General features: G+C 74.6%; 20 protein-coding genes. 17 read left to right on the top strand and 3 right to left on the bottom strand.

The window, feature by feature from the left end:
• The first annotated feature begins 24 nt into the window (after positions 1-24).
• The 11 genes from G9H72_RS22745 (at position 25) to G9H72_RS01360 (ending at position 13125) form a co-directional block, all read left to right on the top strand.
• The gene (locus tag G9H72_RS22745; protein WP_166167688.1) at positions 25-1590 is read left to right on the top strand and encodes an ABC transporter ATP-binding protein; all 1566 of its coding nucleotides are present in this window, start codon (positions 25-27) and stop codon (positions 1588-1590) included.
• The gene (locus G9H72_RS01405; RefSeq protein ID WP_331271881.1) at positions 1587-2795 is read left to right on the top strand and encodes an ABC transporter permease; all 1209 of its coding nucleotides are present in this window, start codon (positions 1587-1589) and stop codon (positions 2793-2795) included. Before G9H72_RS22745 ends, G9H72_RS01405 begins: the two co-directional genes overlap by 4 nt.
• Positions 2792-4087 carry an ABC transporter permease gene (locus G9H72_RS01400; protein ID WP_166166386.1) on the top strand — a complete coding sequence of 432 codons (1296 nt, stop codon included), beginning with the start codon at positions 2792-2794 and terminating at the stop codon, positions 4085-4087. The genes G9H72_RS01405 and G9H72_RS01400 overlap by 4 nt, the downstream gene beginning before the upstream one ends.
• Complete coding sequence (locus G9H72_RS01395) at positions 4084-4515, top strand: cytidine deaminase (protein WP_166166384.1); 432 nt, start codon at positions 4084-4086, stop codon at positions 4513-4515. Before G9H72_RS01400 ends, G9H72_RS01395 begins: the two co-directional genes overlap by 4 nt.
• Positions 4512-5855, top strand: coding sequence for a thymidine phosphorylase (locus G9H72_RS01390; RefSeq protein WP_166166382.1), 1344 nt, complete (start codon positions 4512-4514; stop codon positions 5853-5855). Before G9H72_RS01395 ends, G9H72_RS01390 begins: the two co-directional genes overlap by 4 nt.
• A 179-nt stretch (positions 5856-6034) precedes the next feature.
• Entirely contained in the window at positions 6035-7600 is a 1566-nt protein-coding gene (locus G9H72_RS01385; protein ID WP_166166381.1) for a S8 family serine peptidase, read from the top strand.
• An 82-nt stretch (positions 7601-7682) separates the two neighbouring features.
• A complete protein-coding gene (locus tag G9H72_RS01380) occupies positions 7683-10190 on the top strand; it encodes a putative bifunctional diguanylate cyclase/phosphodiesterase (RefSeq protein ID WP_331271880.1) in 2508 nt (835 codons plus the stop codon).
• Positions 10191-10267: 77 nt separating this feature from the next.
• The gene (locus G9H72_RS01375; RefSeq protein ID WP_166166379.1) at positions 10268-10867 is read left to right on the top strand and encodes a hypothetical protein; all 600 of its coding nucleotides are present in this window, start codon (positions 10268-10270) and stop codon (positions 10865-10867) included.
• Between the two features lie 4 nt (positions 10868-10871).
• Complete coding sequence (locus tag G9H72_RS01370; protein ID WP_166166378.1) at positions 10872-11225, top strand: cupin domain-containing protein; 354 nt, start codon at positions 10872-10874, stop codon at positions 11223-11225.
• A 22-nt stretch (positions 11226-11247) separates the two neighbouring features.
• Positions 11248-12351 (top strand): adenosine deaminase, encoded by a 1104-nt coding sequence (locus G9H72_RS01365; RefSeq protein ID WP_166166377.1) that lies wholly within the window; start codon positions 11248-11250, stop codon positions 12349-12351.
• Positions 12352-12504: 153 nt separating this feature from the next.
• Positions 12505-13125, top strand: coding sequence for a DUF4142 domain-containing protein (locus tag G9H72_RS01360; protein ID WP_166166376.1), 621 nt, complete (start codon positions 12505-12507; stop codon positions 13123-13125).
• A 60-nt stretch (positions 13126-13185) separates the two neighbouring features.
• Here G9H72_RS01360 and G9H72_RS01355 read toward each other — a convergent pair whose 3' ends face one another.
• The 3 genes from G9H72_RS01355 to deoC are packed head-to-tail and all read right to left on the bottom strand — an operon-like array spanning position 13186 to position 16464.
• Positions 13186-14079 (bottom strand): aldehyde dehydrogenase family protein, encoded by an 894-nt coding sequence (locus G9H72_RS01355; protein WP_166166375.1) that lies wholly within the window; start codon positions 14077-14079, stop codon positions 13186-13188.
• Entirely contained in the window at positions 14072-15505 is a 1434-nt protein-coding gene (locus tag G9H72_RS01350) for an aldehyde dehydrogenase family protein (RefSeq protein WP_166166374.1), read from the bottom strand. The genes G9H72_RS01355 and G9H72_RS01350 overlap by 8 nt, the downstream gene beginning before the upstream one ends.
• Before the next feature lie 20 nt (positions 15506-15525).
• Positions 15526-16464: a deoxyribose-phosphate aldolase gene (gene deoC, locus G9H72_RS01345; protein WP_196790693.1), complete on the bottom strand. Its 939-nt coding sequence runs from the start codon at positions 16462-16464 to the stop codon at positions 15526-15528.
• Positions 16465-16601: 137 nt separating this feature from the next.
• On the opposite strand from deoC, the gene G9H72_RS22740 reads away from it, so the two are divergent.
• The 6 genes from G9H72_RS22740 to G9H72_RS01315 all read left to right on the top strand — a co-directional run bounded on the left by G9H72_RS22740 (position 16602) and on the right by G9H72_RS01315 (position 24424).
• Positions 16602-17180, top strand: coding sequence for a hypothetical protein (locus tag G9H72_RS22740; protein WP_166166373.1), 579 nt, complete (start codon positions 16602-16604; stop codon positions 17178-17180).
• A complete protein-coding gene (locus tag G9H72_RS22735) occupies positions 17177-17695 on the top strand; it encodes a GNAT family N-acetyltransferase (protein WP_166166371.1) in 519 nt (172 codons plus the stop codon). The genes G9H72_RS22740 and G9H72_RS22735 overlap by 4 nt, the downstream gene beginning before the upstream one ends.
• A gap of 24 nt (positions 17696-17719) precedes the next feature.
• The gene (locus G9H72_RS01330) at positions 17720-18751 is read left to right on the top strand and encodes a potassium channel family protein (protein ID WP_331271878.1); all 1032 of its coding nucleotides are present in this window, start codon (positions 17720-17722) and stop codon (positions 18749-18751) included.
• A 196-nt stretch (positions 18752-18947) separates the two neighbouring features.
• Positions 18948-19553 (top strand): hypothetical protein, encoded by a 606-nt coding sequence (locus tag G9H72_RS01325; RefSeq protein WP_166166369.1) that lies wholly within the window; start codon positions 18948-18950, stop codon positions 19551-19553.
• A 119-nt stretch (positions 19554-19672) separates the two neighbouring features.
• Positions 19673-21547 (top strand): glycerophosphodiester phosphodiesterase, encoded by a 1875-nt coding sequence (locus G9H72_RS01320; RefSeq protein WP_166166367.1) that lies wholly within the window; start codon positions 19673-19675, stop codon positions 21545-21547.
• 222 nt (positions 21548-21769) lie between these two features.
• Positions 21770-24424: a putative bifunctional diguanylate cyclase/phosphodiesterase gene (locus G9H72_RS01315; protein ID WP_166166365.1), complete on the top strand. Its 2655-nt coding sequence runs from the start codon at positions 21770-21772 to the stop codon at positions 24422-24424.
• Position 24425: the final 1 nt, after the last annotated feature.

Here is a 24425-nt window from a genome sequence, read left to right as displayed (position 1 = left end):
TCCCTTCCTGTCAGGAGGCCTGCGATCGCCACCGCAGCCCCCCCGCCCGGCGGGCCCCGCCTCGAGAAGGGCGCGAGCGGCCCGGCCGCGCCCTCCGACCTCGCGGTCGAGCTCCGCGGCATCACCAAGCGCTTCCCCGGCGTCGTCGCCAACCGTGACATCGACATCCGCATCCGGCGCGGCAGCGTCCACGCGATCGTCGGCGAGAACGGTGCGGGCAAGTCGACGCTGATGAAGATCCTCTACGGCATGCAGCGGCCGGACGAGGGCACGATCTCGGTCGACGGCCGGGAGGTCTCGTTCTCCTCCCCGGCCGACGCGATCGCGGTCGGGGTCGGCATGGTGCACCAGCACTTCATGCTCGCGGACAACCTGACCGTCCTCGAGAACGTCGTGCTCGGCGCCGAGAAGCTGCACGGCATCGGCGACAAGGCGCGCCGCCGGATCGCCGAGCTGAGCCGGGCGTACGGGCTCGACGTGCCGCCGGACCGGCTCGTCGAGGACCTCGGGGTCGGCGACCGGCAGCGCGTGGAGATCCTCAAGGTGCTGTACCGCGGCGCCCGCACGATCATCCTCGACGAGCCGACCGCGGTGCTGGTGCCGCAGGAGGTCGACGAGCTCTTCGCGAACCTCCGCGAGCTCAAGGCCGAGGGCCTGACCGTGGTCTTCATCTCGCACAAGCTCGACGAGGTGCTCGCCGTCGCCGACGAGATCACCGTCATCCGGCGCGGCACCACCGTCGCGACGGTCCTGCCGGGCGAGGTGGACTCGCGCCGGCTGGCCGAGCTCATGGTCGGCAGCGAGCTGCCCTCGCCGGAGACCCGCGAGTCGACCGTCACGGACCGGCCGGTGCTGCAGGTCGAGGGCCTGACGCTGCACAGCGCGGACGGGCGTGCCCAGCTCGCGGACGTGAGCCTCACGGTCCACGCCGGCGAGATCGTCGGCATCGCCGGGGTGGAGGGCAACGGGCAGAGCGAGCTCGTCGAGTGCATCCTCGGCATGCGCGCGGCCGACGGGGCCGTCCGGCTGTCCGGGGAGGACATCAGCGGCTGGTCGACGCGCCGGCGGCGCGAGGCCGGGGTCGCGTACGTCCCCGAGGACCGGCACCGGCAGGGCCTGCTGCTGGAGTCCCCGCTCTGGGAGAACCGGATGCTCGGCCACCAGACCCAGCGCCCGAACTCGCGAGGGCCGCTCCTGGACCGCCGGGCCGCCCGCGCCGACACCGAGCGCATCGTGCGGGAGAACGACGTCCGCACGCCGGGCATCGACGTGCTCGCCTCGGCCCTGTCCGGCGGCAACCAGCAGAAGCTCATCATCGGCCGCGAGCTGACCGGCGAGCCGGTGCTGCTGGTGGCCTCGCACCCGACCCGCGGGGTCGACGTCGGAGCCCAGGCCCACATCTGGGAGTCGATCCGCCAGGCGCGCGCCCGCGGCCTCGCGGTGCTGCTCATCAGCGCGGACCTGGAGGAGCTGATCGGCCTGTCCGACACGCTGCGCGTGATCCTGCGGGGACGGCTCGTCAGCGAGCTCGACCCGCGGACCGCCACCCCCGAGACGCTCGGCTCGGCGATGACGGGAGCCCGGGCGTGAGCGGCGGGGCGCCGGCGGCCTCCCCGGCTGCGGTGCGCCGGGTCGACCCACGGGCCGTGCTCGCCGGGCTCGCCGCACCGGTGCTGGCGCTGATCATCGCCATCCTGGTCACCAGCCTGGTGCTGGTGGTCGCCAGCGACCCGGTCGGCAAGGTGTGGGAGACCCTGCTGCTGGTCGACGCCACGGACGCCCAGCGCTCGCGCGCGGTCGTCAACATGCTCAACAGCGCGACGACCTACTACTTCGCCGCGCTCGCGGTGGCGGTCGGGTTCCGGATGAACCTCTTCAACATCGGCGTGGAGGGGCAGTACCGCCTGGCCGCCTTCTGCGCCGCGTACGTCGGCGCGGCGGTCTCGCTGCCCGCGCCCCTGCACGTGGCGCTGATCGTCGTGGTGGCGATGGCGGTCGGGGCCATGTGGGCCGGGGTGGCCGCGCTGCTCAAGGCGACCCGCGGGGTCAGCGAGGTCATCTCCACGATCATGCTGAACTCCATCGCGACCGCGCTCGTGGCGTTCCTGCTGCGCACGGCCGCGGGGGACCAGGGGACCAGCCTCAACCTCTCCACCGACCAGCTGCCGGCGTCGGGCCGGGTGCCCGGCATCGAGCTCGGCTTCCTGGACACCCCGATCCGGATGTACGGCCTGGTCGTGCTCGCCGCCGTGGCCGGCCTGGCCTACTGGCTGCTCCTCGAGCGCACCCGGTTCGGCTTCGATCTGCGGGCCACCGGCATGTCCGAGAGCGCGGCCGTGGCCAGCGGCGTCAACGTCAAGAAGATGGTCGTCGCCGCGATGCTCATCTCCGGGGCCGTCGCCGGCCTCGTGGGCATCCCCGCCCTCGTCGGCGAGGACCCGTACGCCTACACCCTCACCTTCCAGTCGGGCCTGGGCTTCACCGGCATCGCGATCGCGCTGCTCGGGCGCAACTCGCCGATCGGCATCGCCATCGGGGCGCTGCTCTGGGCGTACCTGGACGTCGCCGCCAACCGCCTCCAGATCCAGGCCGGCGTCTCGAACGAGATCGTCACGATCATGCAGGGGACCATCGTGCTGAGCGTCGTCGTCGCGTACGAGCTCGTCCGCCGCTACCGAGTGGTGAGCGAGCAGCGCCGCGTAGCGGCCGCCGACCCGCTCGCCGCCGGCGGCGGGCCGGTCGGCGGGGGCGGCCCCTCCGGGGGGGCCGGCGCGCCGCAGGGAGAACCGGCATGAGCGCCACCGTCCAGACACCCGGGGGCGGCACCCCGCGCGACGCCGGCGGCGGCACCCGCCCGGCCGCCCGTTCCCGGTCCGACCGGCGTACCCGGCTGATCCGGCTCGCGGCCCTGCTCGCGCTCGGCCTCGTGGTCGTGAGCCTGGTGCGCGTCGTCACCGGGGCGCAGGAGATCAGCTCCAGCGGCACGCTCGGCACCGCGCTCGGGCTGGCGGCGCCCATCGCGCTCGCCGGCCTGGGAGGGCTCTGGTCCGAGCGGGCGGGCGTCACGAACATCGGGCTCGAGGGCATGATGATCGCCGGCAGCTTCGGCGCGGGCTGGTGGGGCTATCAGCACGGGCCGTGGCTCGGTGTCCTCATGGGGATCGCCTTCGGCGCGATCGGCGGGCTGATCCACGCCGTGGCCACCGTGACCTTCGGCGTGGACCACATCATCTCCGGCGTCGCGATCAACATCCTCGGGCTCGGCGCCACGCAGTACCTCGCCGCCCGCCTGCTCACCGGCACCGAGGGCGGCGGCTCCACCCAGTCGCCGCAGGTCGACGAGCTGCCGACGCTGAGCGTGCCGTGGGTCGGCGACCGGCTGCTGGACCTCGAGCGCCACCACTGGTTCCTCGTCTCCGACCTCGCCGCGGTGCTGCGCGCGGTGACGACCGGCGTCTCGATCCTGACGGTGCTCGCCGTCGTCCTGATCGTCGCCTCCGGGCTCGTCCTCTGGCGGACCGCCTTCGGGCTCCGGCTGCGCTCCTGCGGCGAGGACCCGTGGGCCGCCGAGTCGCTCGGCGTGAAGGTCTACCGCTACAAGTACTCCGCCGTCGTGATCTCCGGCGCCTGCGCCGGCTTCGGCGGGGCGTTCCTCGCGGTCGTCGCGGCCAGCCAGTACCGCGAGGGCCAGACCGGCGGGCGCGGGTTCATCGGCCTCGCCGCGATGATCTTCGGCAACTGGCGCCCGGGCGGGCTCGCCGGCGGCTCGCTGCTCTTCGGCTACACGGACGGGCTGCGGCTGCGCCAGGGCGAGGAGTCGATCCACGCGCTGCTGCTCGTCCTCGGGATCGGGCTGCTCGCGCTGGGGGTGTGGATGCTCGTCCAGCGCCGCCTCCCCCAGGGCGCGGCCTCGATCGTCGTCGCCGGGCTGGTGCTGCTGTGGTTCGCGCTCACCGACACCGTCCCCGGTGACTTCACCGGCATGACCCCGTACGTCGCGACGCTGCTCGTGCTCGCGCTGGCCTCGCAACGGCTACGGCCGCCGGCCGCCGACGGCGTCGTCTACCGCAAGGGACAAGGCAGATGAGCGACACCCCTCCGGTCGACTGGGACGCGCTGCGCGCCGCAGCGGTGCAGGCGGCCGGCCGTGCCTACGCGCCGTACTCGCGCTTCCCCGTCGGCGCCGCCGGCCTGGTCGACGACGGGCGGGTCGTCAGCGGGTGCAACGTGGAGAACGCGTCGTACGGCGTCGGGCTCTGCGCCGAGTGCGGGCTCGTGACGGCGTTGCACAACTCCGGCGGCGGCCGGCTCGTCGCGGTCGTCGCGGTCGGCGGGCACGGGCAGCTGCTCTCGCCCTGCGGCCGCTGCCGGCAGCTGTTGCTGGAGGCCGGCGGCCGCAGCTGCCGGATCCTGCTCGAGAGCGGCGAGTACACGATCGACGGCATCCTCCCGTACGGCTTCGACGACGCGGACCTGCGCGCCGAGTGGGAGGCGTCGCGGGGGACGCAGGCATGACCGCCGCCTCCGACCTCACGTCCCGGGTGGCCTTCGACGCGGTCGACGTCATCCGCGCGAAGCGCGACGGCCACGCCCTGTCCGACGCCCAGATCGACTGGGTGATCGACGCCTACACCCGTGGCGACGTCGCCCACGAGCAGATGTCGGCGCTGCTCATGGCCATCCTGCTGCGCGGCATGAGCCGGCCGGAGATCGCGCGCTGGACCTCGGCGATGATCGAGAGCGGGGACCGGCTGTCCTTCGGCGACCTCGGCCGGCCGACGGTCGACAAGCACTCCACCGGGGGGGTCGGGGACAAGATCACCCTGCCGCTCGCCCCGCTCGTGGCGGCGTGCGGCGCTGCGGTCCCGCAGCTGTCCGGTCGGGGCCTCGGCCACACCGGCGGGACGCTGGACAAGCTCGAGGCCATCCCGGGCTGGCGCGCCTCGCTGTCGTTGGAGGAGATCCGGGGGCAGCTGCGCGACCTCGGCGCGGTCATCTGCGCGGCCACCGAGCGGCTGGCACCCGCCGACCGGCTGCTCTACGCGCTGCGCGACGTCACCGGCACGGTGGAGTCGATCCCGCTCATCGCCAGCTCGATCATGAGCAAGAAGATCGCCGAGGGCACCGGGGCGCTCGTCCTCGACGTCAAGGTCGGCTCCGGCGCCTTCATGAAGACCCTGGAGTCGGCGCAGGAGCTGGCCCGGACCATGGTCGACCTCGGCACCGACGCCGGCGTGACGACGGTCGCGCTGGTCACCGACATGTCCACCCCGCTGGGCCTGACCGCCGGCAACGCCCTCGAGGTCCGCGAGTCGCTCGAGGTGCTCGCCGGTGGTGGCCCGGCCGACGTCGTCGAGCTGACGGTCGCGCTGGCCCGGGAGATGCTCGCCGCGGCTGGCATGGACGGGCCGGACCCGGCCGACAAGCTGCGCGACGGCAGCGCGATGGACGCCTGGCGGCGCATGATCGCCGCCCAGGGCGGGGACCCCGACGCCCCGCTGCCGGCCGCGCGCGAGACGCACGTGGTTCCTGCCCCGGCGGACGGGGCCCTCCTGGCGCTGGACGCGTACGCGGTGGGGGTGGCGGCCTGGCGGCTCGGGGCCGGGCGCGCCCGGCGCGAGGACGCGGTGCAGGCCGGCGCCGGGGTCGAGCTGCACGCCAAGCCGGGCGAGCAGGTGCGGGCGGGGGAGCCGTTGCTCACCCTGCACACCGACACCCCCGAGCGGTTCGGGCGCGCGATCGAGGCGCTGGAGGGGGCCGTCACCGTGGCCCCGTCCGGGCAGGGCAGGGCGGACGGGTCACCCGGGCCCGTGGTCCTCGGACGCTTCGCGGCCGACGGGAGCTCGCTCGGCTGAGAAAGCACCCGTCCGAGTAGCGCTGCGCAACGAATCATGCACGGTATGTAGCACTAGGGTGTCGTACGCCTGATTCGTACGGGCCCAGTCGCACTACACACGTGCACTCGTTTGCGGTATAAGGCGGGGCCCTTCTCCTCACGACGTATCAGGCGGAAGACCTGATCCCTGGGGGGACCGTGAACATCGCTACTCGTCGCACCGCGCGATACCTGCACGTCCTGGTGGGGGCGGCCGTGCTGGCCCCCGTGGCGCCGGCCGCCGAGGCCGCCGCGCTGCCGGCCGCACCGGACGCCGCCGTCCCCGTGACCGCCGCGCCCGGTGGGGCCCAGCGCTCCGCCGATGCACCGCGCGGGGCCGGGCAGGGGCGCGTGGACTTCCTCGGGGAGGCCTGGGACGGCCGCGCGGCCGGCTCGCTCGGGCGCATCGCCCGGACGGTGGAGGCACCCAGGGCGTGGAAGCGGCTCGACCCGGCCGGCCGCCGGGTCACGGGCCTCGGCGTGGGCGTCGGCGTGATCGACACGGGTATCGCCCCGGTGCGCGGCCTCGACGCCCCCGGCAAGATCGTGAACGCCCTCGACCTGTCGTTCGAGGCCGGCGCCGGCGTCCCTGCCGGGCTCGACACGTTCGGGCACGGCACGCACGTGGCCGGCATCATCGCGGCCCGCGACCCCGAGGTGCGGGCGGGCAAGGAGGGCGACGGCGACGCCGTCGTGGGCATCGCCCCCGACGCCCACCTGGTCAACCTCAAGGTCGCCGGGCGCGACGGCGCCGCCGACGTCACGCAGGTGATCGCCGCCCTGGACTGGGCCGTGGCGCACCGCGACGACCCGGGCCTGAACCTGCGCGTCCTCAACCTCTCCCTCGGCCGCGAGCTGCGCCAGTCGCGGCTGCTCGACCCGCTGGCCGCCGCCGCCGAGCACGCCTGGCGGGCGGGCATCGTCGTCGTCGCCTCGGCCGGCAACGACGGTGGCGCCACGCCGCTGCTCAACCCGGCGATCGACCCGTACGTCATCGCGGTCGGCGCGACGGACGACCAGGGCACCGAGCAGCCGGGCGACGACACCATGGCGGCGTTCAGCAACGCCGGCACGCCCGAGCGCCGGCCGGACCTGCTCGCCCCCGGCCGGGCCGTGGCCGGCCTGCGCGTGCCCGGGTCGACGCTCGACGCGGCCGCCCCGGTGAACGGCATCCCGCCGCGCTTCCTGCGCGGGACCGGGACCTCCCAGGCCGCCGCCGTCGTCAGCGGCGCTGCCGCCCTGCTGCTGCAGGCCCGTCCCGAGCTCACCCCGGACCAGGTCAAGGCCCTGCTCGTCGACGGCGCGGACCGGCTTCCCGTCGCCGCACGGACGGCGGGCGTCCCGGGGGCCCTCGACGTCGCGGGCAGCCTCGCGCTGCGCACCCCGGCCACGGTGCAGGCCTTCGCAGCGGCCACCGGCACCGGCAGCATCGAGCTGGCCCGTGGCGGCGAGCACCTCGTCGACGCCGACGGCAACGTGCTGCAGGGCGAGGTCGACGTGTTCGGGCGCAGCTGGGACGGCACGTCCTGGGCCGCGGCCTCCGCGGCGGGCACCACGTGGGACACGGCCGGCGACGTCACCCTCGAGGGGCTGACGTGGCGTGGGCTGACGTGGCGCGGCCTGACGTGGCGCGGCCTGACCTGGCGCGGCCTGACCTGGCGCGGGCTGACCTGGCGCGGGCTGACCTGGCGCGGGCTGACGTGGCGTGGCCTGACCTGGCGCTGAGCCCGGCCATTGCACGAACTCACAGCGGGCGAGCAGGCGGTCGGCGACATCATCCCGGCGGGTTAGTGCAATCCTCTCCGTAGTGAACCGGATACGCACCACCGTGACGAGCCGTTCGCGCCACGGCGCGCTCGGCCGTCCCGGGGTGCGAGGTGAGGGGGCCGGCGACCCGCGTACCGGCCCGGTCTGGGCGCTCGCGGGGGTCGTTGCCCTCGCCCTGGCGGTGGCCTGGGCGACGGGCGCGGTGCCGTCGGAGGCGCCCGAGCGCGTCCGGATCTCGTGGGTGCTGCTCGCCGGGCTGTTCGCGGCGACCGAGCTGCTCTACGCCGACATCGTCATCGGCCGCCACGCGCAGGGGCTCTCGCTGACCGAGATCCCCCTGGTCCTCGGGCTGCTCCTGACCACCCCGCAGGAGCTGCTGCTCGCCCGGCTCGTGGGGACCGGGGCGGCGCTGCTGCTGGTGCAGCGGCAGCGCCCGCTGATGCTCTTCGTCAACCTGACCGGCGCGGCGCTGCAGACGACGCTGGCCGTCGTCGTCACCCGCGCGCTGGACCCGGACGCGTCCTCGCTCGAGCCGCACAGCTGGGTGGCCGTGCTCCTCGGGACCACGGTCGCCGTCGTGGCGCTCGCCGTCCTGCTGTCGGTGGTGATCGCGCTGCAGGGTGGGCACGAGCCCGCGCTGGGGCTGGCCCGGACCCTTCCGCTCGCGGTCCTCGTCACGCTGGTCGTCACCTGCACCGGCCTGCTGACGGTCCGCCAGGTCGACGTGCAGTCCGCGGCGCTGCTGCTGCTCGCGCCGCTGGTGCTGGCCGTCGTGCTGGTCTTCCGTTCCCAGCACGCGCTTCGCCAGCGGCACGAGCGGCTGGAGTCGCTGCACCACTTCACCCGGGCGGTGGACTCCGCGCTGCAGGACGAGTCGGTCCCGGACACGGTCGTGGCGCAGGCCAAGGAGCTGCTGCGGGCCGACGGCGGCGCGCTCGTCGTGCAGGACCCCAGCTTCCAGCGGGTGACGGGGGACGCGGCGATCGTGGCGGGCCCCTGGTGGTCACGCGCGCTGGAGGGCCGGCCGGTCCTGCGCCCGCGCAACCGCGCGCATCCGGGCGACGGCGTGGCCGACGGGTATCGCGACGGGCTGTCGGTGCCGGTGCGCGCGGGCGGCACCGTCACGGGCGCGCTCGTCGTCGCCGGCCGGGTCGACCGGGTGTCGACGTTCGACGAGCACGACCTGCAGCTGCTGGAGTCGCTGGCCGGCCAGGCCGGCATCGCGCTGCGCAACGCCGACCTCGTACGCCGTATCCGCACCGCCGCCGCCGAGCGTGAGCGCGCGGCGCTCACCGACGCCCTCACCGGGCTGCCCAACCGCGCCTCCTTCACCGCGCAGGTGGACGGTGCTGCGGCGTCCGGCGGCCGGCCGCTCGTCGTCGTGCTGCTCGACATCGACCGGTTCGGCGAGGTCAACGCGGCGCTCGGGCACGACGTCGGCGACCAGGTCCTCGTGGCCGTCGCCCGCCGCGTCCGTGCCCTGGTGAGCGAGCCTGCCCCGGTCGCCCGCGTCGGCAGCGACGAGTTCGCCGTGGCGCTGCCCTGGGTCGAGGGGGAGAACCCCGAGGGGGCGGTCTTCGGCGTCCTGGCCGCGCTCGCCGCGGCTCTCGACCTCGGGGACTACGAGCTGCCGGTCAGCGCCACCGCGGGCTACGCCATGTGCCCTGACGACGGGTCCTCCGGGGCCGAGCTGCTCCGGCACGCCGAGATCGCGCTGCACCAGGCCAAGTTCGCCCAGCGGCAGACCCGGCGCTACCAGGCTGCCGACGAGGAGGCCGGCCCGCGGCGGCTGGCGCTCGCAGCCGACGTGGCGCGCGCCGTCGTGCGCGGCGAGCTGGAGGTGCACTACCAGCCGCAGGCGGGGGCGCACGACCGCCGGGTCCGGGCCTTCGAGGCGCTGCTGCGCTGGCAGCACCCGGTCTGGGGGCGCGTCCCGCCGGACGAGTTCATCCCGCTGGCCGAGCGCACCGGCGTCATCGGCGGGCTGACCGACTTCGTGCTGCGCTCGGCGCTGCACGACCTGGCCGGGTGGCGGGAGCACGGGCGCGACCTCGCCGTCGCGGTGAACGTCTCGGCGCGCAGCCTGAGCGACGACGGGTTCGTCCACCTGGTGCACCACGCCCTGACCCAGGCGCGGGTGCCGGCCGAGGCACTCGTCCTGGAGATCACCGAGAGCTCCCTGATGGCCGACGCCGACCGGGCGATGAAGGTCCTGCGCGGCCTGGTCGACCTCGGCGTGACGCTCTCGGTCGACGACTTCGGCACCGGCTACTCCTCGCTGGCCCAGCTGCGCCGCCTTCCGGTCAGCGAGGTGAAGGTCGACCGCTCGTTCGTCCAGCACCTGGAGAGCTCGCGGGCCGACGCCGCCGTCGTGCGCGCGGTGACGCAGATGGCCCGCGCGCTCGGGCTGCGCGTCGTGGCCGAGGGCGTCGAGAGCGAGCAGGCCTGGGAGGTCCTGGAGACACTCGACTGCGACCTGGTGCAGGGCTGGGCGTTGGCCCGGCCGATGCCCGGCGCGCAGGTCGAGGGCTGGCTCCGGGAGCACTGACCGCCGGCCCGCGCCGGTCCCCGGGCGCCCGAAGCGCCCGCCCCTGTCCCGCCGCCGTACGCCAGGAGGCCCCGTCCGTGTCCCCGGCCAAGCTCGGCTCGCTGATCGGCGCCGCCTTCGGGCTGCTCTTCGTGCTCCTCAACACCGGCGGGCTCCCCGGGGTCGCGGCGACGGGGCTGCGGGCCGGCGCCGGCCTGGTGTTCCTCGCCGTCCTGCTCGCCGCGTTCGCCCATGGCGGCAAGGACGTGCACCCGCCCTCCGGGCCGGCTCCGCAAGGCGGGTTCGGCCGGGGCTACTGGGCCGTGGTGGCGGGGGAGGCGGTCGCGCTGTGGGGCGGGCTCGCGGTGCTCAACGGGCCCCTCGACACCCCCGACGCGGGCGTGGCGTGGGTGTCCTTCGTCGTGGGAGCGCACTTCCTCGGGCTCGCCGTCGTGTGGCGGCAGCGGGTGTTCGTCGGGCTCGCCGTCGTGCTGTCGGCCTGCGGCCTCGCGGGGCTGGGGCTCGCCGCCCTGGGCTCCCGGCAGCAGGCGGTCGAGGTCGTCGGCGGAGTCGTGCCCGGGGCGGTGCTGCTCGCGGTGGCCGGGTGGACCACGGCGCGGGCGAACGGCTGGGGTGGCGCAGGCTCGGCAGCCGGGACCGGGCCGCGGCCTCCGGCCTCCCGCGGTATGCGACGCTGACCGCATGCCGCAGCTCATCGAGGCGCCCGAGCGCATCCCCGTGCCCGGGGGCAAGCAGATCGACGAGTACGTCGGGCGGGTGCGCACCGGCACCGAGCAGGTGTCCGTCGCTCACATGCGCGCCCCCGCCGGCTGGGAGGAGCCGGCCCAGACCCCCGAGTTCGACGAGGTCACGCTCGTGCTCAGCGGCTCGGTGCTCGTCGACCACGACAGCGGCCGCATGTCCGTGTCGGCCGGCCAGGCCGTGCTGACCCGGGCGGGGGAGCGGGTCCGCTACTCGGTCGGCCCGGAGGGCGCGGAGTACGTCGCCGTGTGCCTGCCGGCGTTCGGGCCGGGGCTCGTGCACCGCGAGGACTGACGAGCGCCTACCGTCGACGGCTGTGACGACAGCGCCCTCTCCCGACCAGGTCCGGCTGGCGCCGAAGGCGCTGCTCCACGACCACCTCGACGGCGGCCTGCGCCCGGCGACCGTGCTGGACCTGGCCCGGGAGGCGGGGTACGACCGGCTCCCGGCCGACGACCCGGCGACGCTGGAGACGTGGTTCCACGAGGCGGCCTCGTCCGGCTCGCTCGAGCGCTACCTGGAGACGTTCGCGCACACCGTCGGCGTGATGCAGACGGTCCGGGCGCTGCAGCGGGTGGCGGCCGAGTGCGCGGAGGACCTGGCCGCCGACGGGATCGTCTACGCCGAGGTCCGCTTCGCCCCCGAGCTCCACGTCGAGCAGGGGCTCGCCCTCGAAGCGGTCGTCGAGGCGGTCCTCGAAGGCTTCCGGCGGGGCAGCGCGTCGGCTGCGGCGAACGGCCAGGAGATCCGCATCGGGACGCTGCTCACGGCGATGCGTCACGCGGCGCGCAGCTCCGAGATCGCCGAGCTGGCGGTCCGCTACCGGGACGCGGGCGTGGTCGGCTTCGACATCGCCGGGGCCGAGGCGGGCTTCCCGCCCACCCGGCACCTCGACGCCTTCGAGTACCTGCGCCGCGAGAACGCGCACTTCACGATCCACGCCGGGGAGGCCTTCGGGCTGCCGAGCATCTGGGAGGCGCTGCAGTGGTGCGGGGCCGACCGGCTCGGCCACGGTGTGCGCATCGTCGACGACCTGACCGTCGGCGTGGACGGCGCGCCCAAGCTCGGGCGGCTGGCGGCGTACGTCAGGGACACCCGGGTGCCGTTGGAGATGTGCCCGTCGTCGAACGTCCAGACCGGCGCCGTCCCGTCGGTGGCCGAGCACCCGATCGGCCTGCTGCGCCGGCTGGGCTTCCGCGTCACGGTCAACACGGACAACCGGCTGATGAGCCGCACCTGCCTGTCACGGGAGATGGGCCTGCTGGTCGACGCGTTCGGCTACGGCCTGGAGGACCTGCGCTGGTTCACGGTCAACGCGATGAAGAGCGCGTTCATCCCCTTCGACGAGCGCCTTGCCCTCATCGAGGACGTGATCAAGCCCGGGTACGCCGCGCTCGGCGCCGCTCCGTCCGCACGGTGAGCCGGGGCGCGGGGCACCTACGGCCGGTATCGCGGTCGGAACGCTCCGCAAGTGCGGCAAGTGTCCGTTTGCGCGGGCCCAGGCGGGGGACTCGACACGGCACGGGGACGTTGATCGGGCCGAGGTGGCCCGGCGGCCCTGCGGAGGACGTCGATGAAGACCAAGCTTCTTGTCCCTGCTGCGTTGGCCGCGGCCGCCCTGACCCTGGGCTCCGCCCCGGCGCTCGCCGCCCCCGTCGAGCACTCGGTGTCCCGACAGGCGACGGCGGCCGAGGCCCGGGCGATGGATGTCGCGTGGCTGAAGGCGATCGCCGCGTCCGACCTGTTCGAGATCCGGGCCGGTCAGCTCGCGATCGACAAGGCCGAGACCATCGGCGTGGCGGCCCTGGGCGCCGTGCTGGTGGCGGACCACCGCAAGCACCTCGCGCAGGTCCGGGCCCTCGCCCGCGCCCACAACGTCACGCTTCCCACCAAGCTGGCGCCCGCGGACGCGGCTGCCATCGAGAAGCTCGCCGCCCTCGACGGCCTCGCCTTCGACCGCAACTGGGCCCGCAAGCAGGTGTCCGCGCACCGCAAGGCCATCCTGCTGACCGGCGAAACGCGCATGGTGAGCCGCAACGCCGCCGTGCTCGACCTCGCCCGCAAGACGCTGCCGGTGGTGAAGATGCACCGCGACGCCGCGCTCGGCATCTGGATCATCATCGCCCCGGCCGAGGAGATCACCGACGAGCTGGACCAGGCCACCGCGCGCGTGATGTCGCACGCCGGCCACTGAACGACCCTTGCACGACGAAGGCCCGGGCGGGACGACCGCCCGGGCCTTCTGCGTGCCCGCTCAGATGCCGACGGGGTGCCAGACCGTCTTGGTCTCGAGGAACGCCCGCAGCCGGTCCAGCCCGGGCTCGGCGGCCCAGTCCTCGCGCGGGTCCGGTCGGCGTACGCGCTTGAGGTTGTCGGCCGCCGCGACCTCCAGGCCCTGCACGTCCGCGGGCGCGGCGCCGGCCAGGTCGAGGCCGTTGACGTCCATGTGGGCCGCCAGCCAGGGCGCGACCTCGGCCGTGCGCCCGGTCAGCACGTTGACGACGCCACCGGGGACGTCGGAGGTGGCGAGCACCTCCGAGAGCGTGACGGCCGGCAGCGGGCGCTCCTCGCTGGCCAGCACGACGACCGTGCAGCCGCCGACGACGGCCGGCGCGACGACGGACACGAGGCCGAGCAGCGAGGACTGCTGCGGGGCCACGACGGCCACGACCCCGCAGGGCTCGGGCAGCGAGAAGTCGAAGTACGGGCCGGCGACGGGGTTAGTGCCGCCGAGCACCTGCGCGATCTTGTCCGACCAGCCGGCGTACCAGACCCACCGGTCGATCGCGGCGTCCACGACGAGCCCCGCGGCCCTCGCGTCCAGCCCCTCGGCGGCGCCGACCTCGTCGACGAACTGGGCGCGCCGGCCCTCGAGCACCTCGGCGACCCGGTAGAGCACCTGCCCTCGGTTGTACGCCGTGGCGCCCGCCCACTTCGCGAACGCGCCGCGGGCCGCCACGACGGCGTCACGGGCGTCCTTGCGGGAGGCGAGGGCCGCGTTGGCGAGAAAGCTGCCATCCGCCGCGGTCACGGCGTAGGACCGGCCGGACTCGCTGCGGGGGAAGGCGCCCCCGATGTAGAGCTTGTAGGTCTTGCGAACCGTGATGCGGGCAGTGCTGTTCGTCGGAGCTGCGTTCTGCTCAGCCATGAAGGTAGGCCTCCAGCCCGTGCCGGCCGCCCTCGCGGCCCCAACCGGACTCCTTGTAGCCGCCGAACGGCGAGGTGGGGTCGAAGCGGTTGAACGTGTTGGCCCAGACGACGCCGGCCGCGAGCTTGTCGGCCATCCAGAGGATCCGCGAGCCCTTCTCGGTCCAGACACCGGCGGACAGGCCGTACGGCGTGTTGTTGGCCTTCTCGACGGCCTCGGCCGGCGTGCGGAACGTCAGCACCGACAGCACCGGGCCGAAGACCTCCTCGCGCGCGATGCGGTGGGCCTGCGAGACGCCGGTGAAGAGGGTCGGCGGGAACCAGTAGCCGCGCTCGGGCAGCTCGCAGGCGGGCGACCAGCGCTGCGCCCCCTCGGCCTCGCCGATGTCGGAGAGCTCGCGGATGCGGGCGAGCTGCGCGGGCGAGTTGATCGCGCCGATGTCGGTGTTCTTGTCGAGCGGGTCGCCGAGGCGCAGCGTCCCCAGCCGCCGCTTGAGCGCGGCGAGCACCTCCTCGGCGACCGACTCCTGCAACAGCAGCCGGCTGCCCGCGCAGCAGACGTGCCCCTGGTTGAAGAAGATGCCGTTGACGATGCCCTCGACGGCCTGGTCGATGGGCGCGTCGTCGAAGACGACGTTCGCCGCCTTGCCGCCGAGCTCGAGCGACGCGCGCTTGCCGGTGCCGGCCACCGAGCGGGCGATGGCCTTGCCGACCTCCGTCGAGCCGGTGAACGCGACCTTGTCGACGCCGTCGTGCTCGACGAGGGAGCGCCCGGTCCCCCCTGCGCCCGTGACGATGTTGACCACACCCGGTGGCAGGTCGGCCTGCTGGCAGATCTCCGCGAACAGCAGTGCGGTCAGCGGCGTGGTCTCCGCCGGCTTGAGCACGACGGTGTTGCCGCAGGCGAGGGCGGGAGCGACCTTCCACGCCAGCATCAGCAGGGGGAAGTTCCACGGGATGACCTGGCCCGCCACGCCGTACGGCCTGGGGTCGGGGCCGAAGCCGGCGTACGCGAGCTTGTCCGCCCAGCCGGCGTGGTAGAAGAAGTGCGCCGCCGCGAGCGGCACGTCCACGTCGCGCGACTCGCGAATCGGCTTTCCGTTGTCGAGGGTCTCGAGGACGGCCAGCTCGCGGGCCCGCTCCTGCAGGATGCGGGCGATGCGGAAGAGGTACTTGCCGCGCTCGCGCCCCGGCAGCCGCGACCAGACCTCGTCGTACGCCCGGCGCGCGGCCCGCACGGCCCGGTCCACGTCGGCGGGGCCGCCGGCGACGACCTCGGAGAGGACCTCCTCCGTGGCCGGGTTGACCGTCTTGAACGGCTCGCCGTCGACCGGGTCCACGAAGGCGCCGTCGACGAACAGCCCGTACGACGGGGCGACGTCGACGACGGCCGTCGACTCCGGGGCGGGGGCGTACTCGAATCGCACGGCTACTTCACCCACATCGTCTAGTCCACCGTCACGTAGTCGCGGCCGGAGTAGCGCCCGGTCGCCATGCGCTGACGCTGCAGCAGCAGGTCGTTGAGCAGGCTCGAGGCGCCCAGCCGGTAGTAGCCCGGGTCGAGCCAGTCGTCGCCGCACGTCTCGTGGACGAGCACGAAGTGCTTGACGGCGTCCTTCGCGGTCCGGATGCCGCCCGCGGGCTTGAAACCGATCCGGCGCCCGGTCGCGGCGTGGAAGTCGCGGACGGCCTCGAGCATCACCAGCGCGACGGGGAGCGTCGCGGCCGGGCTGATCTTGCCGGTGCTCGTCTTGATGAAGTCCGCGCCGCCGAGCATCGCCAGCCAGGACGCGCGGCGCACGTTGTCGAGGGTGGCCAGCTCACCGGTCTCGAGGATGACCTTCAGGTGCGCGCTGCCGCACGCGGCCTTCACCTGGCGGACCTCGTCGAGCACCTGCGCGTAGCGGCCGGAGAGGAAGGCCCCGCGGTCGATGACCATGTCGATCTCGTCGGCGCCGGCGGCGACGGCGTCGCGGGTGTCCTGCAGCTTGACCTGCAGGGACGCCCGGCCGCTGGGGAACGCGGTCGCCACCGCGGCGACGTTGATACCGCTGCCGCGCAGCTCCTCGACCGCGACCGGCACCAGGTCCCCGTAGATGCAGATCGCGGCGACCTTCGGGCAGGACTCGTCCGCGGGGTCGGGCCGCTTGCCCTTCGCGCAGAGCCCGCGGACCTTGCCGGGGGTGTCCGCGCCCTCGAGCGTGGTCAGGTCGATGCAGGAGATCGCCAGGTCGATCAGCTGCCGCTTCGCCTCGGCCTTGACCGAGCGGGAGGCCAGCGTCGCGGCCCGCGCCTCGGCGCCGACCTGGTCCACGCCGGGCAGCCCGTGCAGGAACCTGCGCAGCGTGCCCTCGGTCGCCGTACCGCTCGAGGTCACCGTCTCCAGCGCCGGGAACCGGGCCTCGGCCGGCTCCGACGTCACTGTCGCGCTCACTCCGCGCAGTCTATGCCGCTCCGGCCGGCCCGGTCGGGTGCCAGCCCGCCCACGCGTACGCCCCCGATCACTAGGGCAGGATCGGCGCTGTGGACAGCACGCGAGGCCCCGCCGCCGGCGGAAGCGAGATGCACCGCGGCGGGCTGTCGCGCGCGGTCGCGGTCATCTGGTTCGTGGTGGCCGCGATCCTGCTCGTCGACACGCTCGTCCGGGGCACCGGCTTCCAGCGGCTGGTGGTCACGGAGGTGCTGGCGCTGATCTCGCTGTCGTTCTACGCGCTCGGCTACCGCCCCGCCGTCCTGCAGGACGACGACGCCCTGACGCTGGTCAACGTCGTCCGCGACATCCGGGTGCCGTGGCCGCGCATCCAGCACCTCGGGGGCAAGTGGTCGCTGGAGGTCCGCACCGACCGCGGGACCTTCGTGGCGTACGCCTCCGCGCCGCGCAAGCGCCGCCACCTCGCCCGGGACCGGGTCGCGGAGGCCGCCGGCGTCGAGGAGCCGCGGCGCCGCGGCTCCGAGGCGCTCACCGCCCGGCTGATCTCGCGCTGGGAGCAGCGGCGGGAGCTCGCGCCGGACGGGGAGGTCGTCGTGACCTGGCGCTGGGACGTCATCGTCCCGGCCGTCGTGCTGGTGGCCGCGCTCGTCCTCACGGTGGCGCTGTCGTGAGCTCGCGCAGCGGCGTCCGGCTGCGGGCGGTGGCGTCCGGCGACGTCCCCACGCTGGACGACTGGGACCGCGACCCGGAGCACACGGGGGAGTGGGGGGACTTCGGGCTCCCCCCGCGGTCCCACGCGGACCTGTTGAGCCGCGACGGCGCGGAGCGCGGCTACGGGTTCCTCGTCGTCGAGGTCGACGGGTGCATCGCGGGGTCCGTGAGCTGGCACGCCGTGCCGTACGGCCCGAACCCGCAGTCGCGCGCCTGGAACGTCGGGATCTCGCTGCACCCGCCGTTCCGCGGGCGCGGTGCGGGCAGCCGGGCGCAGCGCCTGCTCGCCGACATGCTCTTCGCGACGACCGACGCCTGCCGGGTGGAGGCGTCCACCGACGTGCGCAACCTGCCCGAGCAGCGGGCGCTGGAGAAGGCCGGGTTCACCCGGGAGGGGGTCCTGCGTGGAGCGCAGTTCCGACGGGGCCGGTGGCACGACCTCGTGTCGTACGCCCGGCTGCGCCATGACCCCTGACCGGCGAGAGGCGGGACGGTAGCCGTGCCCCCCCGCTCGGGCTGGTATGCCCGCACGCGCCACTTCCGCGGCATCCGGCTGCCCGGCAGCCCGCCGACCAACCCGATCCTCGCCATCCTGCTGCGGTTCGGGCTGGCGCTCGCGCTGGTCTGCGTCAACTGGCTGATCGTCATCCTCGAGCGCGGCAGCTACACCGACAACGTGGACGGCGACGTGTCGGTCATCGACGCGCTCTACTACACGACCGTCACGCTCTCGACCACGGGATACGGCGACATCACCCCGGTCACCGAGAGCGCGCGGCTCATCAACGCCCTCGCCGTCACCCCGATGCGGCTGCTCTTCGTCATCGTGCTCGTCGGCACCACGATCTCGGCGCTCACCGCGCGCTCGCGCGAGGAGTTCCGGCTGGCCCGGTGGAGGTCCCGCGTGAAGTCCCACGTCCTGGTGCTCGGCTACGGCACGAAGGGCCGCAACGCCGTCCGGGCGCTCCTGCTGCAGGGCCAGCCGCGCGACCGCATCGTCGTCGTCGACGCCGACATCCGCGCGGTCGAGGCCGCCGTCGACCACGGCCTGGTCGCCGTCGCCGGGCCCGCGACCAACGAGGCGACGCTGCACGAGGCGCTCATCGAGCGCGCCTCGACCGTCATCGTCGCGCTCGGGCGTGACGACTCGGCCATCCTCGCCACGCTCACCGCGCGCCGGGCCAACCCGGCCGTACGCGTCGTCGCCGCCGCGCGCCAGTCCGAGAACGCCGAGCTGCTCGAGCAGAGCGGGGCCAGCTCCGTGATCGTCACGTCGGAGACCACCGGCCGGCTGCTCGGCCTGGCCGCCGACAGCCCGGCCGCGGTCGCCGTGGTCGAGGACCTCGTCGCGTTCGGCACCGGGCTCGACCTGGTCGACCGGGAGGTCGCGCCGGACGAGGTCGGCCGGCAGCTGCACGAGGTGTCCACGCCCGTCCTCGCGGTGGTGCGGGCAGGGCGGGTGCTCCACTACAACGACCCGACGGCCGGGCCCCTTCAGGCCGGGGACCGGCTCGTCTGCGCGTGCGCGTGAGGCAGCTGCTCGGCTGAGCCCGGGTCCGCAGAAGCGCGCCTTCTCGCGCTCACGTCGGGAGGAGGGCACCTGCCCGCCGACCGGGGCGGGCACGTGCAGGGGGCGCCGCCGGTGTGACACCCGCGGGTGGCGTATCAGACAGCCCGCAGCCCGCTCTGCCTCCTGGCCGACCGCGACGCAGGGAGACATCGAGCACATGCGCACGCACATCCGCCTTCTGGGCCTGCCGGCCGTCGTCCTCGCGGCGGCCGCCCTCGCCGCCCCGGCCCACGCCGCGCAGCCCTCGACGACCATCACCCTGACGGTCCAGGACTGCGAGGGCTGCACCTTCGGCGTGTGGAACACGACGCCGGCGGGCACCGCCGACCGGCCGCTGAGGACGGTGACGATCCGGAACGGGAAGGCCGCCTTCCGCATCCGGACCGCGCAGACCAAGGGCCTCGCGCTGGACTGGGACGACCCCAGACGCCGCTACCAGCTGCCGGGCGCCGTGCCCGCGGTGTCGATGGCGCTTCCCCAGCACCGGCCGGGAAGCGCGGTGAGCGAGGCGCAGGCGCGGCGCGCGACCCGGGCGCACTACTGCTGGGCAGGGACGAAGGCGGCGGCGCACACCATCGCCCTGAAGCTCACGACCTTCCGCACGAAGGACTACTACGGGGAGGGCTGGGTCACGGGGGCGGCGATCTGGGCCTCGCCGACCCTGAGGGGCCACGGCACGGTGCGCCGGCTCGAGAAGGGGCCGGAGGGTGAGCCGCCGATCTCCGGGATGGGCCACCAGGACGCGCCGTACTGCGGCCGGTGACCTCCAGGAGCGCGGTCGGCGGCACCGGATGGTCGACCGTGCTTCATCCGCACGGTGCCGATGCTTAACGCGCGGTCCCTAGCGTCCCCGGGTCTCCAGAATCCCCGGAAGGACTCTTCGTGCGTCTACGTTCCGCCCGAGCCCTCGCCCTGACGGCAGCCGTCCCGCTGCTCGCCGTCGCCCCGCTGACCGGCTCCGCGCCCGCGACGGCGGACAGCGCCGTCGTGCTGCGCGCCGACTTCGACGACAACGTGATGCCCGCGGGCTGGCGCCCCATCGAGGGCATCTGGGCCGTGCGTGACGGCCGCCTGCACGGCACGAGCGCGAGCTCGAGCCAGCAGGCCCGCATCACGTTCGGCGAGCACCTCAGCGACTACCGCGTCGAGGCGACGGTCCGCTTCGAGACCGTGCAGAACACCGGGCGCTGGAGCGCCGTGGCGCTCGACATGCCGGCCGACGGCAGCCGGCCGTGGTGGATCGCCACCATGCGCACGGGAAGCACGGCGAGCAACGGGCTCGAGTTCGCGCAGATGACGACGGCCGGCGCGTGGAACGTCACGAACACCGCCGCGGCCCCGGCGGCGGCCGGCACCGGCAAGGACGTGCGCGTGGCCGTCGAGGTTCACGGCAGCCGCGCGGCGTGGTTCTTCAACGGCACGAAGGTCATGTCCACGAGCGCGCTGCAGCGGTCGGCTGCCGGCGTGCTCGGCCTGGTCCTGAACGGCGCGCAGGCGAGCTACGACGACATCGTCGTGACGAAGCTCGACCCGGAGCCCGTCATCGTCCCCGACGACCCCGGCGCGCTGCCGGCGGTCATCGCCCACCGCGGCGACTCCTACAACGCCCCGGAGAACACCCTGGCCGCGTTCGAGTCGGCCATCCGCAACGGCGCCGACTGGGTCGAGATCGACGTGCAGACGACACGCGACGGGGTCCCGGTCGTCATGCACGACAACACGGTCGACCGCACCACGGCGGGCACCGGCGACATCAGCACGCTGACGGCCGCTCAGGTCGCCCAGCTGGAGGCGGGCAGCTGGTTCTCCGCCGCGGCGTACCCGGGCCAGAAGGTCCCGACGCTCACCGACGTGCTCGACCAGATGCGGGGCCGTGCGAGCAAGCTGCTCCTCGAGGTGAAGGGCCCGGAGACCCAGGCCGAGGTCGAGCGCGTCGTCGCCGCCATCAAGTCCCGCGGGCAGACGAGCGAGGTGCTGCTGCAGAGCTTCGACGTCAACGTGCTGCGGCACGCCCGGGCCGCCGACCCCGACCTGCGGCTCGGCCTGCTCCGCTCCTCGCTCGACGCCGACCCGGTCGCGCTGTCGAAGGAGCTGGGGCTGACCGCGTACAACCCCTCCTGGGACGCGCTGAAGTCGCGCCCCGGCATCGTCGCGAGCCTGCACGAGGCGGGCATCGCGGTCATGGTCTGGACGGTCGACGACACCACGTCGTGGGAGCAGCTGCGGGTGCTCGGGGTCGACGGCATCATCACCAACAAGGCGGGACAGCTCGCCGGCTGGCAGGACCGCTTCACCCAGGCGCTCGCGGGCAAGCCGACGGTGCAGGTGCTGGCCCCCGCGGCGGGCGCGCAGCTGACGCGCGGTGACACGCTCACCCTCGCCGTCGCCGAGCAGGACGCCGAGACGCTGTCGATCACGCTCGACGGCACCCCGGTCCAGGAGGGCCGGGCGATCGACGTCGACACGCTCGCCCTCGGCGCCCACACCGTCTCGGTGACCGCGGCCGGCGAGGGCGGCGTGACCACGACGACGGCGCAGTTCAGCGTCGTCCCGACCGCCGAGGGGCTCGCGTCGCTGCTCGCGACGCCGCAGGAGGTCAAGCCCTCGCTGCGCCGCCGCATGCTCGACGACATCGACAAGCAGGACTGGGCCCAGCTCGTCGACGACGCCGAGTCGCACGCCGGCCGTGGAGTTCCGGGGCCGCTGGCCGCGCTGCTCGCCGCGGACGCGCGGGCGCTGCTCGCCGCCGGCCGCTGACCCGGGCCGGAGCGAGGCCCGACATCCGGGCCCCGCTCCGGCTCCCCGGCGTTCCCGGCCGCTCGGCGCTGCTGCTCCCGCTGCTGCTCCCGGTGCCCGTCACCCGCAGGGAGCACGAAGGTCCGCGCGGCCGCGGCCGAAGTGTCAGGAGTGCAGCTGCTGCGGAGGCGCCGGCCCAGGGGATCGCTGCGCCCGCGACTGCTGGCGCTCGTGGTGGTGCCGATGGTGGGCGTCGGGGCCCTCGGGGCGGCGGTCGTGGACGCCCGGCTCGACACCGCGCGCAACGCCAAGCGTGCCGAGCGCTCGGTGCAGGCCGTCGTCGCGCTGAGCTCGGTACGCAGCATGACCGGCCAGGAGACGCTGCCGTCGGTCAGCATGGCCATCGCCAAGGACGCCACCCTCTCGCGCCTGCTCGGGCTCGTGCCCGCCAGCCGGGACCGCGTGCTGGCGCTCTCCGTGACCCAGGTCACGAGCGCGCGCAAGGAGACCGACGCCGCCCTCGCCCGCGCCCGCGCGGCGGGCGTGAGCCCCCGGCTCGTCGCGACCCTGACCACACAGCTCGCGGTGCTGCGCGGAGGGCTCGACACCGCCGAGCCGGACGACGAGACCGTCCGCGCGGCGCTGGACGTCGGGGCCGACGTCTACCACCGCTACGAGCGGATCTCGCAGGAGCTGACCTCGGTCGAGCGCGCCCACATCGACGAGGCGATCGCGCAGGGACTGTCGCCCGAGGGCGTCGCCGCCCTCGACGACCTGGGCCGCGTCTCCGACCTCGTGGAGGCGTCCGCGGAGGAGCTCGGGCAGTTCCTCGCCACCAGCTTCGCCCGCGGGGCCCGGGCGCAGGTGGAGCAGCGTGACCTGCTGACGGACCGCGGTGCCTACGAGGCGGCGGCCGGCCGGGTCGACCTGATGCACACGGAGGCGCTGCGCGCGGCCTGGAACGAGACCAAGGCCGCCGAGCCGCTGCGCCGGTTCGAGCTCGCCCTGGAGCGCACCCTGCGCGCCGCCACCGACCCGGCCGAGCGGCTGTCGCTGTCGGCCCTCGTGCAGAGCTACTCCGAGGGCATCGCCCGCGACACCAGCCTGGTCGCGCTGCTCGACCGCGCCGCGGGGCACGCGATCGACGTCACCGGGCAGCAGCGCTCGGGCGCGATGAGCGACCTGCGTGCCGTGCTGGGCCTGAGCGCGCTACTCCTCCTGCTCGCCCTCGGGCTCCTGGTCGCCGTCGAGCAGTCGGTCTCGCGGCCCCTGCGCCGCCTCGCCGCCGACGCCGAGGAGGTCAGCCGCGGCCGTCTCGTGCAGGTGCACGAGTCCGGGCCCAGCGAGGTGCGCACCGTCGCCCGCGCGCTCGCCACCGCAGTCGCGAGCCTGCGCCGGGTGCAGGGGCACGCGGAGGCCGTGGCCCGGGGCGAGCTGGACGACGAGCGCCTGCGCGAGCCGCTGACCGGCCCGCTCGGCAGCGTCGTCCACGCGTCGATCCAGCAGATCGTCACCTCCATCCGGCAGCGCGAGACCCTCCAGGTCGAGCTGGCCTTCCAGGCCGCCCACGACGCGCTCACGGAGCTGCCGAACCGCGCCCAAGGGCTGCGCCACATCGCCGGCGCGCTGCACCGCGCGGAGCGGGCCGGGGCGACGGTCGCGCTGCTCTTCGTCGACCTGGACCACTTCAAGCGCGTCAACGACACCTTCGGCCACGCCGCCGGGGACGAGGTGCTGCGCACGGTCTCGCGCCGCATGCAGGCCCTCGTCCGGTCCGGCGACGTGGTCTGCCGCCTCGGCGGCGACGAGTTCCTCGTCCTGGTGGAGCCGGTGGAGTCCGGGGCTGCGCTCCTCCCGCTGGCCCACCGGCTCATCGAGGCACTGTGCGAGCCCATCGCGGTGGGCGACACCGTCGTGCGCATCGGGGCCAGCATCGGCGTCGCGGTCAGCACCGCCGGCTCGGTCGACGCGGACGCGCTGCTGCGCGAGGCGGACGCCGCGGCGTACCGGGCGAAGACGTCCGGGCGCGGGACGGCCGAGGTCTTCGACGAGGGGCTCCGGCGCGAGCTGGCCGAGCGCGCCGAGCTGGAGGCGGCGATCACGCGCGGCCTGGCGGCGGGGGAGTTCGTGCTGCACTACCAGCCGGTCGTCTCGGTCGCGACCCGCGAGCTGCGCGGCTTCGAGGCGCTGCTGCGCTGGGAGCGGCCGGGCCACGGCCTGGTCCCGCCCGCGGAGTTCATCCCGCTCGCCGAGCAGTCGAACCTCATCTGCGACCTCGGGCGCTGGGCGCTCGCCGAGGCAACCCGGCAGCTGGCCGAGTGGTCCACGGGGGCAGGAAGCGGGCTGACCATGGCGGTCAACATCTCGGCCCGCCACCTGGCCAGCCCGCGGATCGTCGACGACGTGGCCGACGCGCTCGCGGCCTCCGGTCTCGACCCGTCGCGGCTGGTCGTGGAGCTGACCGAGACGATAATGGCGGACGACCCCGCCTGCACGGACCGGCTCGCCGCGCTGCGCGCTCGGGGCGTGCGCATCGCCATCGACGACTTCGGGACGGGCTACACGTCCATCGGCCAGCTGCAGCACCTGCCCGTCGACACGCTCAAGATCGACCGCAGCTTCGTCGCGTCGTCGGCACCGGGCCACCGGGAGCTGGTACGCCTCATCGTCAGCGCCGCCCACGCGTTCGACCTCGCGGTGGTCGCCGAGGGCGTGGAGGAGGACGCCCAGCTCGCCGCGCTCGTCGCGCTCGACTGCGACTCCGCGCAGGGCTACCTCATCGCCCGGCCGATGACGCCGGCAGCCGTCGCGGCCCGCTGCGGGCTGGGGGAGCAGGCGGACGGGCGGGTGCCGGCGGAGCGGGCGGCACAGCCGGCGGCCACGGGGGCCGCCGGCTGAC

This window comes from Motilibacter aurantiacus (genome assembly GCF_011250645.1).
GTDB lineage: Bacteria > Actinomycetota > Actinomycetes > Motilibacterales > Motilibacteraceae > Motilibacter_A > Motilibacter_A aurantiacus.
The sequence above is the reverse complement of the archived record's forward strand: the minus strand, read 5'-3'. Positions and strand labels throughout refer to the sequence as shown.

Bases quoted from the DNA above. Each gene is read 5' to 3' on its own strand.
- G9H72_RS01370 (WP_166166378.1), top strand. From the start codon at position 10,872: ATGCCGCAGCTCATCGAGGCGCCCGAGCGCATCCCCGTGCCCGGGGGC.
- G9H72_RS01325 (WP_166166369.1), top strand. From the start codon at position 18,948: ATGCGCACGCACATCCGCCTTCTGGGCCTGCCGGCCGTCGTCCTCGCG.
- G9H72_RS01390 (WP_166166382.1), top strand. From the start codon at position 4,512: ATGACCGCCGCCTCCGACCTCACGTCCCGGGTGGCCTTCGACGCGGTC.
- G9H72_RS01400 (WP_166166386.1), top strand. From the start codon at position 2,792: ATGAGCGCCACCGTCCAGACACCCGGGGGCGGCACCCCGCGCGACGCC.
- G9H72_RS01315 (WP_166166365.1), top strand. From the start codon at position 21,770: ATGGTGGGCGTCGGGGCCCTCGGGGCGGCGGTCGTGGACGCCCGGCTC.
- G9H72_RS01395 (WP_166166384.1), top strand. From the start codon at position 4,084: ATGAGCGACACCCCTCCGGTCGACTGGGACGCGCTGCGCGCCGCAGCG.
- G9H72_RS01360 (WP_166166376.1), top strand. From the start codon at position 12,505: ATGAAGACCAAGCTTCTTGTCCCTGCTGCGTTGGCCGCGGCCGCCCTG.
- G9H72_RS01355 (WP_166166375.1), bottom strand. From the start codon at position 14,079: ATGGCTGAGCAGAACGCAGCTCCGACGAACAGCACTGCCCGCATCACG.